Raw genomic sequence first — 14,376 nt, 5'->3', positions numbered from 1 at the left:
ATTAGTATATCAGTAGATGGAACAAAGTAGCGGGCGATGGCGAAAACGATCTGGCTGTTGGCTTCTTGGTGGAATTTGATATTATGTATAGCTACAACGAAGGTGAAATATGACTAAACACATAGGAACTTTGGATTATCGTTCAGATCATTATTGGGTAGTTGGTATGCCTGGACACGATGACTATGAGCTGCAATCAGGAGATCTCATAGAGATTTGGCTAGAGACGCACTGGTTGTTCACGAGCATTGGGTCCTATTCGGATACCTGGAGGCGGCTTTGGAGATTTCTGGATATGGACGGTACAATGGTGATACCACTCCTGGGTATGAGAGTGCAGTTGTAGTTTCTATAAGAGGCTGATAGGGAACTGAATTTTGCTTTTTGCGTCCTGGCCTCTCTCTTAACTTTGATAAATGTTGCATTTCTGTCAAAAATAGTGTATAGTTAAAGAGTCTCATAGATCTTCGTATGAGACATGTCCCTCCAACCATATCCCTTTTAGCACCAGCCACCTGCATACTATGCAGTACCTTTTCCTCTCGTCAAATCCTACTCGCTGTGAGCAAGAAGTACGTCTGGAATACAACAGCAAAGGACAGTATTATGCCATACTTCATCTACCTGTTACTGCTCAGCGCGATCTTTGTTGGCTCACTTTGGTTCCATGATGTATGGTTCCCACCCGAGGGCCGAGCGAAGCATAAGAAACCGAACAACTACCAAGAACCCGTCTAAAGTATCAATGAAAAAAGTAGTAATAAGGAAGTGAACCATATGGCAAGTCAGAAAAATCTTGATCTTCTTTTTTCAGGGAAAACGCCCTGGAATACCTGGCGACGGGAATACCCTGAACTCCAGGCTTTCGAGCCAGACCTTCACAACGCAGATCTCCACAGCGTTGATCTGCGCGGAATAGATTTCCACGGAGTCGATCTGACCGAGGCCAATCTACAAGAAGCGGACCTGCGAGGGGCAGACCTGCGAGAAGCAGACTTGCGCCATGCCGATCTCCGGGGCGCCAATCTGAGCGATGCGAATATGCTGCAGGCACATCTCCATGCGGCAGACTTACGTGGCGCTGCTCTCCGCAGCACGAGCCTGAAGGGGGCAGACCTCAGCAACGCAGATCTGCGAGGAGCTGACCTGAATGGTGCCATCCTGTGCAAAGGTTTATTCGATCAGGCAAACTTGTCCGGGGTAGACCTCAATGGGGCAGACCTTCACACGGCAGATCTACGAGACGCGGACCTGAATGGCACCATCCTCAGCAAAGCAACCTTTGAGAAGGGCGACCTGTCCGGGGTAAATCTCAACAAAGGCCTGAAAGCAAAAGAACGAAGAACAGGAAGTGTCGCTATTCCGGATGACACGGCGGCATAGTGATCAGTCCAAATTGATAGTGAAAGGACCTGGCAGCGAACTACTGCCGGGTTCAAGGACGGCCAACCCTTAGATCCCCGCTTTTCCTGATCTTGCAACAGTCCTAAATAAATGCTAAATCGATTTGATAATAATGAATAAATATGTTATAATAGAATTAAGAAAAAGAGCAAAAGCTTGTCTCTTTCTTCCAACAGGAACAGCTTCGGCACTTCCCTGCTTCTGTATCTGCCCAGTAATGCCACTGACATCCCCTCTGTCGATTTGACGAGGAGCCAGGCTCACAACAACGGTGATCTGCCATGCCAGAAGCCGCACCAAACACCCTGACTTACAACATCCGTACGAATGAGCCATCCACGTAGCCAGGTAAAGCTGAGCAGGAACGATGAGTTACCTGTATGCATAGAGAGTAAGAGACGGAGTGAATTCTGATGAGTACTCAAGTATACACTACGGAACAGCAGGCATACTCGCCTGGGTTCCACATGGCCGAAAATTATGTGTTCAAGTCCGAGCGGGGACTGAGTCGCAAAGTTGTTGAGCAGATTTCCGAAATGAAGGGCGAGCCCGATTGGATGCGCAAGTTCCGCCTGAGGAGCCTGGAACTCTTTGAGAAGCGCCCGATGCCGACCTGGGGTGCCGATCTATCAGGCATTGATTTTGATAACATTTACTACTATATCAAGCCAGTCGCTAAGCAGGGGAAAACCTGGGACGATATCCCATCAGACATTAAGGACACCTTTGATCGACTGGGTATTCCGCAGGCAGAGCAGAAGTACCTGGCGGGCGTGACGGCGCAGTACGAGAGTGAAGCGGTGTACCACAAGGTGCGTGAAGACCTGGAGAAGCTGGGCGTGATCTTCACCGACATGGATACGGCGCTGCGCCTGTATCCCGATATGCTAAAAGAGCACTTCGGCACCGTTATCCCACCGTCCGATAATAAATTTGCATCACTCAACAGTGCTGTGTGGAGCGGCGGCAGCTTTGTCTATGTGCCAGAGGGCGTGCGCGTTGAAATTCCGCTGCAGGCCTACTTTCGTATCAACGCACAGAATATGGGTCAGTTCGAGCGTACGTTGATTATCGCTGCTCCTGGTTCCTATGTGCATTATGTCGAGGGGTGTACGGCTCCGACCTATGCCAGCGACAGCCTGCACAGCGCCGTCGTGGAGATCAAGGTGATGAAAGGCGCGCGCGTACGCTACACGACCATCCAGAACTGGTCGAAGAACGTGTACAACCTGGTAACCAAGCGCGCCGCTGTGTATGGAGATGCCACGATGGAATGGGTCGACGGGAACCTGGGCTCGAAGGTCACCATGAAGTACCCGGCGGTGCTCTTGATGGAGCCAGGCGCTCGTGGGGATATTCTCTCGGTTGCATTCGCCAGTGATGGTATGCAACTGGATGCTGGAGCCAAGGTCACGCACCTTGCTCCGTATACAACTTCCCAGATTCTCTCGAAGTCGGTCTCGAAGGGGAATGGTCGAGCCTCGTATCGCGGCCTGGTCCGCATCAACCGGGGAGCGCACCACACCAGGTCCAGTGTGCGCTGTGACGCGCTCTTGCTCGATGAGAACGCTCGCACCGACACCTATCCAACCATCCGTGTTGAGGAGAACCAGACCGAAATCGGCCACGAGGCCACCGTCTCGAAGGTCGGTGACGACCAGCTCTTCTACCTGATGAGCCGTGGCCTGGATGAGACCGAGGCCTACTCGCTGATCGTCAACGGATTCATCGAGCCGATCACCAAAGAACTCCCTATGGAGTACGCGGTTGAACTGAACCGCCTGATCCAGTTGGAGATGTCCGGCAGTGTAGGCTAACCCCCCTGCCCCAACAGTAACAAGAGATGACCTCAAACAGTCATTTCAAAAATAATTTATCGCATTGATAAATATGGAGAACCTAGCGACGCTAGTGAAAGAGATGTGTGAAAATGCAACAGGTCAAAATGTATACGCCAGGAATGTTTAAGAGAGAAGCGAGGCAGCAGTTTTGGAGGGACATAAAGAAAATGCAAAAGGATGGCTGGCGTGTTCACACGGTCACCAATACGGGAGAGGGGAATGATCAAGCACATACCGGTCGATTGACTGTGGTGTATGAGAAATAGGTGAAACAGTACTTGGGGTATTGTTCCAATGACAATGCAAAAGCGAAAGGACACAACTGATGACCATCATTGCCCCATTTTCAGAGCAACTCAGTGAACAATGGCTGCTGGAAAGAACGTACCATGCACAATTGCGCAATGGAGAGGAACTTTCTGTTCCCGACCTCACTCGTGCCATGAAGCAACTCATCGACTTCGACGTTCCTCCCTCATCGCAGTCATCGAAATCAAAGTTGCCAGAGAGAGCGTCTCTGAAGAAGAGTAGCAACTTCTCTGTTCCTCTTTCCACCTGGAGGGAGGTTTCACAAGAAGAGGCCCGTACAACCTATCAACAAGGCATACCCATTCTGCTCTTTAGCGAGCATGCCTCGGAGCATCCCAAAGGCGGCTCTGGCTACTGGAGCGCGAGTAAAAACATGCGCGTCATCATCAATGGGGATGAACGGGAGCATCTAGGAGCCGTTTCTGGAACCGACTACGCCGTGTGCTATCTTGACCTCCAACGAGGAACGTTCTCGAATGCCTCCTGGAGAAAGTGGTTCTCTGCTGACTGCACGATCTTAGAGAGCAGCGATCATAGCGACATCACCTTCCTTGTTCCTTGTATGCAGTTTCCCTCTACCACTCATTACACGGTGATTGCCGCCGATGGGCAAGTCTATGAATATGCTGGCCGTGCCGAAGCGATCCAGCACTTCCACACATTGCCACCACAACAGGTGAGCAATGGCAGCGCTGTCCAAACCGTTTTCCCACAGTTCTGCTACTATCATGAAGTCACGTGTCCCAGCGGCGTCTACCGTCTTGAATTCTTCGGACCCCGGATGGATGAGCGAGGATACGAAGTCAGAGGGACAGCATTTAGTGGGAGAGAAAGAACGCAGGAAGTCCTGGCGTGACTTCTCGTAATATGATCCCATGTGCCACATCGCTCTTTTCGGACACGTTCTTTCAGGCATCATCTCCGACCTGAGGCGTTCTGCATACCAGCGAGAAAGCGTAACGAAGTTACTCCCCAGGAACTGTATCCAGGAGGAAGCCGCGAGAAGGAAAAGGAGCCTATGACCATGCCCACCCTCGACCAGACAGAGAGGATCTGGATTGGACGCACGTCCAATCAAGGATATCACTATGTGCAGGTGGTGTTCCCAGGAAATACGCCGCGTGAGCAATGGCATCAAGCCAATTGCCGGGTGCTGATAGCGCGAGGACATCTCCAACCAGAGCAGGGGAACGATCGTGATACAACTCAAAAGGCCTGGGATCCGACACGCCGCTATACGCGAATTCATACATGAGCTGAAGAGACGTGTAGAGACACTCTTAATATTCTACACCTTGCAAAAGGAAAAACAATGTCACAGCAGATCACCACACAACAAGCATCGAAGAGTTACAGACCCGGTCTGTTCCGTTCATCACATCGCAAGTATGAACGTGACTTGAAGCGACACGTAGAACAGGGCTGGCGGCTGGTCTCTTGTACAGAAGCAGGGCGGGATATCTTCCTCCGTACATGGTTCACTGCCATCTATGAACGATAAAGGCCTGTGAGGGAAGCAATCTAGACCCCTCACAGGCTTTGTAGCATATCCTTATCAACTGGCTGTTTTCGCTTCTAAAAGGTCACGATGGATGTAAAGAAGAGATGAAGCGACCTACGAAAGCGACTTCATTGTTGGTTCTGGATCGCCCGGCGTCTCTGTAACGGTTTCCTCCACCTTTTCAGTCATGTCATCTTTCGCCCTCCGGAACTCACCCGGGTGGGTTACGCGCCATTGTGACCAGATGGCAATCAGCAGTGCCTGCAGTACCCCTGCGACAGGCGAAGCCAGGAGCGCACCAGCGATGCCAAAGAGTTCGGCCCCAGCGATCAGCGCAGCCAGAGAAACAACCGGGTGCAGGCCAATGGTCTTCCCGACGATGCGCGGCCCCACCACATCGCCCTCAAGCACATGCACGACAACAAAGTAGACCAGCACGATCACAGCGAAGACCCACCCCCTGGTCAGGGCGAGAAGCACGCAGATCGCACCAGAGACCAGCGTTCCCAATACTGGAATGAACTCTAAGGCGAACGCCAGTACACCCAGTAAGAGGGCAAACGGCACGCCGATAATCTGCATCCCGACTCCCACGAGGAGGCCAATCAGCCCACACAGAATCAACTGACCGCGAATGTAGCCACCCACGACACGCTGCAGGGTATCTAACAAAAACCTCATAGCTCCTTGCTGCTGATCCGGCATGTTCCGGCGTAACCAGTCGGACACACGAGAGCCACTGGCGAGCAGGTAAATACTGAGCACTGCCACCAGAATGACATCCAGAAGGGCACCAACGAGTCCTGTGAGCAGCGGGACAACACTCCCTGCGAAGCCTTCGATGCTGGCTACGATCTGATCACGTGCCGAGTCAATCTGGCTCTGCGAGATGCCAAGGGATCTCACTGTTTGTTCTAAGGGCGTGAGCTGGCCACTTTTTCCTGGCGTCAGCAAAAACCGCACATAGCCGGAGAGCGCGATGAACTGCTCGATCGCGGTCCTCACAATCAGGTAGAGCAGCACACTGAGAAGACCTAGCACAATGAGGTAGACAATGAGGATGGCGAGGAAACGCGGCATCACGCGCTCCAGCAACTTCACAGCAGGCGCGAGCGCATAAGCGAGCAAGGCCGCAATCGTGAGTAGAAGCAAGGTTTGGATCACGTGTCCTGCAAGCCACAGGATGAGCAGGGCGACTCCCGTCCATGCGAGAATGGCGAGTGGCAGGCCGCATCGTCGGATCCATTTGGCGATCACTGCTACAGAATCAACGTCTCTGATATTACGAGGACGAGTATCTGAAGACATAAACTTTCTTCCTTTTAGGAGACAACTTACCCTGACTCTGAACCGACAAGGCGCTGTGCCATTTGCATCAGGTCCTCGTTCCTAAAGCGCGGTCTCGCTTGCCTCCGCATGAGATCCCTTAATCCACTAGGACTTTCAAGCATGAATACTGTAGCGTGCCGCCCACCAGCTAAGTCCCAGAATGGCTACCGCTGGCAGATATATGACCGTCTCGATCCCTGGCGTATCCGCAATCACGCCTGCAAAGAGCAGCACAGGAATAGATCCCTTCGACCAGAATGTTCTCGGGTTCCAGTCCAGCCATAGGAGATGCGACCATCAGGCGCTCGTCTGTTCGGTAAACCTTGACCGCAATATGCTGTTGCTTCACTTGTTCTTGCACGCTATTTTCTCTCTACCATGCTTTTTCCCTCTTGAAGAGGTCTCCTCAATGCATACGGCTCTTAAGGAGAGCTACGGAGCGTTAGAAAAAGCGTTATGCAGTCGTTCCTTCAGGAGATGCCTGGCCCGAAAGAGGTGGGTCTTGATCGTGCCAACAGGTATGGCGAGGGCCCCGGCCATCTCTTCATACGTCATTTCCTGCAGGTAGCGCAGGATCAACACCATGCGGTACCTGGCTGGCAGGTTCTCCATCTGCTTGCGCACCATGATCTGCCAGTCGCGTAGCTCCAGAATAGCTTCTACCTGCCTCTCCTTATTCACCTCCTCGCGGATCTGTTCCTCCTGTATGGCCGCTTGCAAAGCTCTCCCCCGCTTGTGCTGTTCAAGCTGTCGCAAAGAACAATGGTAGGCAATGCGATACAGCCAGGTTGCAAAGCGCGCCTCGCCACGGAACGACGGCAGTCCTTGCCATGCAGCCAGAAACGCTTCCTGCGTGACCTCGCTGGCCTCTTCGTAGTCCTGCAGCATACGCAAACTTATATTGAAGACGCGGCGCTGGTGTCTTTGCACGAGCAGGGCAAAGGCATCCTGGTCCCCCTGTTGACTGGCTTTCACCAGTTGCGTATCGTCCTGCTCTGCTTGCCAGGAGACGGCGCCTGGGAGGGATACCTCCAGGTTGTGTGATACTTGCATCAGATTCTCGTTCCTATAAAGCCTGGTATTGCTGGTCTCTGTTCGAGATGGGCTTACTCAAACATGGGCTTCGAGTTTTGTTTTTTTGTGAACTGATCATGGTGCTTCTGCGCGATCAGCGCCACAATTTGTACAACCTAAGGTGTGGTATGTTCATTCGATCAAAATTTGATCGAACGGACCTCTGGGCGGAAATTTTTATCACTCCACGAACGTCCCTCCTGGTTGAGCCGGCACTGGAGTTAGTTCGCATTGCGCGTGAGCCGATCCAGGATAGTGCTCCGTATGCGGTAAATCTCCTGCACATCGCTCCACTCCTGCGGGCAGAACTGCACAATCTCTTTGGGCTGGAGCCCGCAATGATAGAGCAGATAGGTCAGCCGCCGCTCACGCCGGTGGGGTAGCGACGTTTGGAGAATCTCCCAGCCCGCGAGGCTATCAGTCTGATCTTCTGCGCCAGCCTCACCCGGCTCCGGCAACGAGGACTCCTTAGGCTGCGAGTAAGCGCGCAAGGTATCCAGGATCGCCCCGTGGAGGCTGGCTTGCAAGTACTGCAAGGCAGCTGCTAACGTCTTGCATGACACCTGCTGGGTCAAGGCGGTCGCCTGCCAGAAGCGCTCGAAGGTAAGCGCTATGAAGTTCTCTTCGCTCTCCAGGCGGCAGGCTGTCGCTCCGCTCGGATGGCGGCGCAGCCAGGTGAGCACGATCTCGCCGAAGCAGCGTTGCACCCATTCCCGCGCCTCCAGGTCACCCTCGACGGTCGCGCGGCGGAAGAGTTCAAGCCCAAAGGGCTGGTCGCATGGCTCGCTACGATGATAGGCACCCAGTTCCAGGAGGCATTGTTCTGCAAGCCCTGCATTACTCAGCGCGATGTTTGCACTTGTTCTTAGAAGGAGAGCAGGTCTGGCCTGCTCAGGAAGAAGCTCCTGCGTCTTTCGGCTTACATTATTGCTCATACCTCACCTGCTTTTCACGGGCTTCATGTTGCTTCAAGCTGGAACCAGGCTTGATCAAGAATCTCCCTATGTTTGCCGCAATACGTCCTGATGATTTGTAGCTAAGAGCATACTAACCACCCGGCGTTAAATAAAGCGTTAAAAAAATGTTAATCAGAGACAGAGGATAGTCATTGGCCCCCTCAGCCACCTATTCCACAGCACTACCCCTATCTACTATCCCCGGTTGACGACCGCCGAAATGCCATTGTTCTAGCCGAGCTTTCCAAGGTCAGGAATCGGCGTGTTGGCAGGAATGGTGAGGGAACTGCCGCCGTAGTTATTGTACTGGAAGTACGTCACCCTTGTGCCGGTACCGGCCAGTGAACTGATGGTATCGTTCCAGTCGTCACATGACCAGAGGAAGCAGTTCCTTAGAGGAGGTCATTGCGAGAACCTGGTTTCTGTGCAAAGGTACGCTTGCGAGACGGATAAGATTACGCACCAGATGGCCTTGCCGTTGGGCAACTTCGCCTCTGTTGCACCTGGAGGGCCAGGACTCGTGTACCAGCCTGTTCTTCAGGGATAGGACAGAGCACTTGAGGGTGCAGCGACATATCAGTTCTCCTTCAGCACCAGTTGATGCATGTTCTTTCCTATGATATGCCTCTATCTTAGCAAATACTTTTCTCTCCTGTATATCTACTAGGAGGATTCGCCAGTGGTATCATTGTTATGGTGACCCGTCAGCGACGCAGAATTGGAGGAAAGGTGACTGCACGCAGCGAGTCTATGCGAGTAGCATCCGCTCACCGCACGCTTCGGCAAGCCATCGCGCTGCCTCGAGTAGATACCAGATCGAAGGACTATCGCGTGGCCAGGATTGCCAGGTGGTTCTGGGCGGTGCTCTCCATCACCGACTGACAGGCATCCTGAGCATACGCGAGCATCAAGGTATACACCGCCCGCGCCTTCTCCCACTGGGCGTTCAGTTCATATGCTCGTCCCAGATGAGTGTAGAGGTGCTCGATCTCCGGCGCAGGGAGCATGGCTCCCAGGTCATTGCCATGCAAGCGCTCGTCCATCAGGTGCTGTGCTTGTTCGTAGTAGGAGATGGCACTGGTCACGGCTACCACCTGCATCGCCTCATCGCCTGCCGCGAGACTCCAGTGGAAAGCTGGTTCTACCAGCCCCGCAGCCAGGGCATGATATGCCAGTTCCGCCGCAGGTTCAGGCACCGCTTGCAACACTTCCAATGCACGGCGATGAAAGATGGAGCGCCGCGCCTCCCCCGCCTCAGCATAGATCACCGCACGTATCTTCGCGTGCGCGAACACGTAGCGCCCATCACTCATTGGCCTTACCTGGCGCTCCGACTCTAGCAGTAGACCGCTGTGCAGCACCTCGTCCAGGGCAGAGAGTCCGTCACGTTCTGTGAGGTCGGCCACCTGACACAGGCGCGCAAAGGTGATTCCCTGGCCGAGAATGGTTCCTGCCACCAGCAGCGCAAAAGCGTTCGGTGGAAGTCGATACAACCGGGCGCAGATGACTTCGCGCACGCTGGGTGGGAAGAACCCACGTACCACCGTCTCATGCTCCATGGCGGCGGTAAAGTCAATGGTCCATCCGCCATCGTCGTTCGGGTGAGAGGCGAGCACGCCATGCTCGAGCAACACCTTGAGCGTTTCCATCACATAGAACGGTTGCCCCTCTGTTTCAGCAAACAGCCACTGTCCAAAGCGTTCCAGGTCCGCCGTTCGCCGCTCGTCTTTGCCCGCTGGCCCCCCAAGTGCCTGGAGCAAGCGTACAATGTCTTCAAAGGCGAGGGGGCCGAGCGGCAGGCGGCTCAGCGGTACGGCGCGTTCCATAGCAGTTCGCCACTCGGCAAGCGTGGGCCTCATCTCTCTCTCTTCCATGCGCAGCGTCAGGAGCAGGAACGCGGGCGCCTGGCTCTCCGCGAAGCGCCGCGCGAGATAATGCAACACGTCGAGCGAGGCGGCATCGGCCCACTGCACATCATCGATGAACAACACCAGCGGCGTCCGTGCCGCCAGAGACTGTCCCAGGCGCGCCACCGCTTCGAACAACCGATTGCGTGCCACCAACTTCTCCCCTACAGGAGCGGGCAGGTCGGGATAGCGGTCGTATAGTTCGGGGAGCAGGCGCGCGAGTTCCGCCAGCCATATATCTGAAAGCAGGTCGTCCGGGGCATTCTCTCGCTCAATGCGTGGGCGCAAGGCTTCGATCACGGGCCGGTAGGGCAGCTGACCACCACTTTCAAAGGCCTGTCCCCGCAGCACGTCTGCCCCCTCTAGCTCTGCCCAGGCCAGAAACTCGCTCGCCAGCCGCGTCTTACCAATGCCGACCTCTCCCTCCAGCAGCACGACCTGCGTCTGGCCCTGTCGCGCCATATGGTAGACCTTGATCAACGTGCTCAACTCCGTCGTTCGTCCCAGCAGGGGCCCATCGAGGAACGCTACCGGGGGCTTGGGTGTTTCCCTGCGTCGAGGAGGAGCAACGGCGCGCATACGGCTGGCCAGCCCGACAGTTTCAGAGGTTGGCTCTGTCTGCATGCTGGTGATCAGCATCGTCCGGCAAACATCATAAGCGTGCAACGCGGCGACCCGGTCACCGGCCGCGAAGTGCAAGCGCATCAGACGCTGGTAGGCATCCTCATGCAGTGGGGAGAGGACGAGCCAGCGCCTGACCGTTTCAATAGCAGCCTCAAGCTCTCCTGCCTCGAATTGTAGCTGGGAGAGCCGGTCGAAGACCTCATTTGTACGCAGGTGCCAGTATTCGCGTTGGAAACGCACCCAGTCGTCGAAGGCCGGGGCATCGCGCAGCGAGAAGCCTTCCAGGAACTCGCCGCGCGGGAGGCCGGCCGCATGTTGGAGATGGGCGAGCAGCCGGTGACGCGTGACTTCCGGTATGGTCAGCGTTGTACCGGCCGAGGCACGCGCCGACTTCCAGGCTTCCAGGAGGATTTGGAGGTCAAGTTCGAGAGCGGAGGTGGGATCAAGACCGAGGGTGTCGCGTTGGATGAGCAAGTGAGGGACAGGGGAAGCATCGGCGCCCTCACCCAGCATATGACGCAGATGGAGCAGGCTAATACGCAACGCTGCGCGGCCATGCCTCGCGTCCCCTTCTGGCCAGAACTGCTCGGAGAGATGCTTGCGCGAATGGACGCGGCCTTCCACCGCCAGGTAGATGAGGAGCGCGAGTTCCTTGCGTGTGGAGAACAACAGCACCTGATCAGCATGGCGCACTTCTGGTGGACCCAGTAATGTCAAGTACAGCTTGCCCATTTAACGTTCCTCATAACGCTACGCGGCTATCATGTGAGAAGAGTAGATACAGACATGAGAACTGACTCGATATATCGACCTACAAGGAACAAAGAATGTGAGAGCGTTTCAATGTACCTATCACAAGTAACCTATCCATTATCGCACAAATACGACTTGAGTGAAAGGAGTGCTCCCATGCCCAAGAAAAATAATGGCCTGCATGAGCAGGACAGGCTCATCGAACTGTTGAACCGCCGCCTGGCAGACGCCATCGATCTGCAGTTGCAAAGCAGGCAGGCGTACTGGAACGTCAAAGGGCCGCATTTCATGACCCTGCGCGAACTGTTCGACAAGGTTGCCCGGGAAGTGGAGGAGTATGCGAACCTGATTGCCGAGCACATTGTGCAACTGGGCGGCATGGCTGAGGGAACGGCACACGCGGTCGCCAGGAGGACTTCGCTCGATGAGTATCGGCTTTTAACAGCAGATGGCAACGGCCATATCGCTGCGCTCTCGACGACGCTCACCGCCTTTGGCAAACATGTACGCTACGCCAGCGAGCAGGTGAGCGAACTGAAGGATGCTGATACCGCCGCTATCTTCACCGAGATCGCCCGCGGCATCGACAAATGGCTCTGGTTCGTCGAAACGAGCCAACAAGCAGGCAGTTGAGCGGGGAAGACGGCGTTTAACGTTTGAACAACGCTTTCTATAACGCTCGGTAGCTACACTGAAAGCAGAACCTCTCTTTCCTCCCCTGCCCGAGTGGGTGGGCCTGACGGGAAGACGGTCAAGAGCAGAGAGTGATACTTCGGTATCAAGAAAAGGACAAAATCATGACACTTGCGTTAGTTCTGCTTGCTGCAGTGAATCTGAGTCTGACAAATGTACTCTGGTGGCTGCTGGTTGGGTTGGTGGCTGGCTTTCTTGCCAGCCGGGTGATGCGTGGGGGAGGCTATGGGCTGATCGGTGACATAGTGGTGGGCCTGATTGGAGCGTTCATCGGAGGATGGTTGGCTGATTTCCTGGGGCTGGGAGGCTCTTCTAGTCTGATTGTGACGATTGTGATCGCTTTTATTGGTGCCTGTATTCTCCTGGCCATCTTACACGTGGTCACTGGTGGAGGCTCCAGGCGTAGAGGATGGGGGCGGCGATAAGGAGTACCGTGGACCAGAGATAGGGAAAAAAGTGGTACTCGATGTCCAATGAGTGTCATGGCTTCCCAGATTCGTGAGATTGAGGGCAAGCTGCATCATATTCATCGTGATCTTTTAGAAGCGAAAACAACATCAATTCATTAATTTAAGGAGAAACAAGATGCAAGACTCAACGTTGCAGAGCGATCTGCACTCCCCTCACAGCGATGGAAATCTCTTACCCATCACCAGCGAGCCAGCTGGACCGCCCGGCAACGAACCAACTGGGACGCTCAAAGATGCACCTCAGGTACCACTCAGCGGCCCACGTACTCAGCAACGCACTTTCCTTCCACAAAGGGGGTTATACTATGCAGCGATTGCCGGTGTCATTGCAGGGGTGTTGACTGCCCTGCTGACGATATTGGTCACCCTCGTGTTTGCGGGGACCTTTCATGCAGCCAGCAAGCAAATTGCAGTGGATACGTTGACCGTCAAGACGGCTCTTGCCCTGGCAGGATTGGAACTCCTCAATTTCACAATCAGCCTGCTCATTGGCTTTGTTGTCGGTTTGATCGTGGGCAGAATAGCTGTCCGACGCCGGCTCGGCTTCCTGGCAGGCGCGCTTGCAGGAGCCATTTTCTACCTCATCACCTTTCTGGTGAGTCTCATCTCCAGCTATCCAGGCAACCTCGTAGTAAACGGGACGGCCAGAACGACTGGGAGTCTGGTGATCTCGTTGCTGCTGCTCTGTCTCTGGTGTATTGGTGGGGGGCTCGTGAGTCTGTTCGGTACATGGGTAGCGACCGCGAGACATCCTCACTATTTGAGGTTCGAAGAGTAACAAGGATACATGTATGCAAACGCACCTCATGTCAAATAAACACCGCTCAGAGCCGACAGATGATATCCTGATCCAACAAGCACACATCGGCGATCAAGATGCGTTCGAAATGCTGGTCAACCGATATAGTGCCTTGCTTTTGCTCCTAATTTCCCGCATCGTGCGCGATGAACACCTTGCACACGATGTCTTGCAACATGTCTTCCTCCAATTGTACCACTCGTTACCCACACTGGTATCGGGGGACACGCTCAGGGCATGGTTAAGCCAGGTGGCACGTCGCCGCTCTATCGATGAGCTGCGTCGCAGGCGGCCCATCCTCTTTTCTGAGATCGAGCCGTTCCCAGGCGGGGGGGAATACGCATGCCTTACCAGGCTCCCTGACCCGGATCTCCAGCCAGAGGAGCAGGTCGAACTGCACGAGCTACGACAGCGGCTCCTTGATGCGATTGAGACATTACCCGTACGCTACCGCGCGGTCGTGCTGCTCCGCTATACTACCCAACTGAGCTTCCGCGAGATTGGTCAGGCGCTTAGCATTCCAGAAACAACGGCTAAGACGTACTTTTATCGCGCGAGAAAGCCGTTGCGTACGCTGCTGGAGTCGGAGTTTATGTACTACTGAGACAAGAAGCTATGAAAGAGCCTGCTGCATTCTATGCAGTCTCTCTTCCTCTCGTCATATCGCGCTCAAAGTGAGCAGGAAGGACGTCTGGAATACAACCGGAAAGGACATC

13 protein-coding genes are annotated in these 14,376 nt (G+C 54.4%); 9 read left to right on the top strand and 4 right to left on the bottom strand.

Annotation, left to right across the window (positions count from 1 at the left end; genetic code table 11):
- The first annotated feature begins 777 nt into the window (after positions 1-777).
- The 5 genes from VFA09_13885 to VFA09_13865 all read left to right on the top strand — a co-directional run bounded on the left by VFA09_13885 (position 778) and on the right by VFA09_13865 (position 5,055).
- Positions 778-1,383, top strand: coding sequence for a pentapeptide repeat-containing protein (locus VFA09_13885; GenBank protein ID HZU68361.1), 606 nt, complete (start codon positions 778-780; stop codon positions 1,381-1,383).
- Between the two features lie 434 nt (positions 1,384-1,817).
- Positions 1,818-3,221 (top strand): Fe-S cluster assembly protein SufB, encoded by a 1,404-nt coding sequence (gene sufB, locus VFA09_13880; GenBank protein ID HZU68360.1) that lies wholly within the window; start codon positions 1,818-1,820, stop codon positions 3,219-3,221.
- Between the two features lie 349 nt (positions 3,222-3,570).
- A complete protein-coding gene (locus VFA09_13875; GenBank protein ID HZU68359.1) occupies positions 3,571-4,410 on the top strand; it encodes a hypothetical protein in 840 nt (279 codons plus the stop codon).
- Positions 4,411-4,572: 162 nt separating this feature from the next.
- Positions 4,573-4,809 (top strand): hypothetical protein, encoded by a 237-nt coding sequence (locus VFA09_13870; GenBank protein ID HZU68358.1) that lies wholly within the window; start codon positions 4,573-4,575, stop codon positions 4,807-4,809.
- 57 nt (positions 4,810-4,866) lie between these two features.
- Entirely contained in the window at positions 4,867-5,055 is a 189-nt protein-coding gene (locus VFA09_13865) for a hypothetical protein (protein HZU68357.1), read from the top strand.
- Between the two features lie 114 nt (positions 5,056-5,169).
- Here the strand turns inward: VFA09_13865 and VFA09_13860 are convergent, their stop codons facing one another.
- From VFA09_13860 to VFA09_13845, 4 genes are all read right to left on the bottom strand, one after another.
- Positions 5,170-6,363 carry an AI-2E family transporter gene (locus VFA09_13860; GenBank protein HZU68356.1) on the bottom strand — a complete coding sequence of 398 codons (1,194 nt, stop codon included), beginning with the start codon at positions 6,361-6,363 and terminating at the stop codon, positions 5,170-5,172.
- Between the two features lie 453 nt (positions 6,364-6,816).
- Entirely contained in the window at positions 6,817-7,437 is a 621-nt protein-coding gene (locus tag VFA09_13855; GenBank protein HZU68355.1) for a sigma-70 family RNA polymerase sigma factor, read from the bottom strand.
- Between the two features lie 242 nt (positions 7,438-7,679).
- Positions 7,680-8,393, bottom strand: coding sequence for a hypothetical protein (locus tag VFA09_13850; GenBank protein ID HZU68354.1), 714 nt, complete (start codon positions 8,391-8,393; stop codon positions 7,680-7,682).
- An 845-nt stretch (positions 8,394-9,238) separates the two neighbouring features.
- The gene (locus VFA09_13845) at positions 9,239-11,677 is read right to left on the bottom strand and encodes an AAA family ATPase (GenBank protein HZU68353.1); all 2,439 of its coding nucleotides are present in this window, start codon (positions 11,675-11,677) and stop codon (positions 9,239-9,241) included.
- A gap of 177 nt (positions 11,678-11,854) precedes the next feature.
- On the opposite strand from VFA09_13845, the gene dps reads away from it, so the two are divergent.
- From dps to VFA09_13825, 4 genes are all read left to right on the top strand, one after another.
- A complete protein-coding gene (dps, locus tag VFA09_13840) occupies positions 11,855-12,331 on the top strand; it encodes a DNA starvation/stationary phase protection protein Dps (GenBank protein HZU68352.1) in 477 nt (158 codons plus the stop codon).
- A 164-nt stretch (positions 12,332-12,495) separates the two neighbouring features.
- Positions 12,496-12,816, top strand: coding sequence for a GlsB/YeaQ/YmgE family stress response membrane protein (locus tag VFA09_13835; GenBank protein HZU68351.1), 321 nt, complete (start codon positions 12,496-12,498; stop codon positions 12,814-12,816).
- Positions 12,817-12,976: 160 nt separating this feature from the next.
- Positions 12,977-13,639 carry a hypothetical protein gene (locus VFA09_13830; GenBank protein ID HZU68350.1) on the top strand — a complete coding sequence of 221 codons (663 nt, stop codon included), beginning with the start codon at positions 12,977-12,979 and terminating at the stop codon, positions 13,637-13,639.
- Between the two features lie 13 nt (positions 13,640-13,652).
- On the top strand, positions 13,653-14,264 hold the full coding sequence (locus VFA09_13825; protein HZU68349.1) for a sigma-70 family RNA polymerase sigma factor: 612 nt from the start codon (positions 13,653-13,655) through the stop codon (positions 14,262-14,264).
- Positions 14,265-14,376 lie beyond the last annotated feature (112 nt).

Source organism: Ktedonobacteraceae bacterium (genome assembly GCA_035653615.1).
GTDB lineage: Bacteria > Chloroflexota > Ktedonobacteria > Ktedonobacterales > Ktedonobacteraceae > DASRBN01.
This window is presented reverse-complemented; position numbering and strand designations above follow the sequence as displayed.

What these genes read in the sequence shown, in the direction of transcription:
- VFA09_13885 (HZU68361.1), top strand. Translation starts at nt 778, where the DNA reads ATGGCAAGTCAGAAAAATCTTGATCTTCTTTTTTCAGGGAAAACGCCC.
- sufB (HZU68360.1), top strand. Translation starts at nt 1,818, where the DNA reads ATGAGTACTCAAGTATACACTACGGAACAGCAGGCATACTCGCCTGGG.
- VFA09_13875 (HZU68359.1), top strand. Translation starts at nt 3,571, where the DNA reads ATGACCATCATTGCCCCATTTTCAGAGCAACTCAGTGAACAATGGCTG.
- VFA09_13870 (HZU68358.1), top strand. Translation starts at nt 4,573, where the DNA reads ATGACCATGCCCACCCTCGACCAGACAGAGAGGATCTGGATTGGACGC.
- VFA09_13865 (HZU68357.1), top strand. Translation starts at nt 4,867, where the DNA reads ATGTCACAGCAGATCACCACACAACAAGCATCGAAGAGTTACAGACCC.
- VFA09_13860 (HZU68356.1), bottom strand. Translation starts at nt 6,363, where the DNA reads ATGTCTTCAGATACTCGTCCTCGTAATATCAGAGACGTTGATTCTGTA.
- VFA09_13855 (HZU68355.1), bottom strand. Translation starts at nt 7,437, where the DNA reads ATGCAAGTATCACACAACCTGGAGGTATCCCTCCCAGGCGCCGTCTCC.
- VFA09_13850 (HZU68354.1), bottom strand. Translation starts at nt 8,393, where the DNA reads ATGAGCAATAATGTAAGCCGAAAGACGCAGGAGCTTCTTCCTGAGCAG.
- VFA09_13845 (HZU68353.1), bottom strand. Translation starts at nt 11,677, where the DNA reads ATGGGCAAGCTGTACTTGACATTACTGGGTCCACCAGAAGTGCGCCAT.
- dps (HZU68352.1), top strand. Translation starts at nt 11,855, where the DNA reads ATGCCCAAGAAAAATAATGGCCTGCATGAGCAGGACAGGCTCATCGAA.
- VFA09_13835 (HZU68351.1), top strand. Translation starts at nt 12,496, where the DNA reads ATGACACTTGCGTTAGTTCTGCTTGCTGCAGTGAATCTGAGTCTGACA.
- VFA09_13830 (HZU68350.1), top strand. Translation starts at nt 12,977, where the DNA reads ATGCAAGACTCAACGTTGCAGAGCGATCTGCACTCCCCTCACAGCGAT.
- VFA09_13825 (HZU68349.1), top strand. Translation starts at nt 13,653, where the DNA reads ATGCAAACGCACCTCATGTCAAATAAACACCGCTCAGAGCCGACAGAT.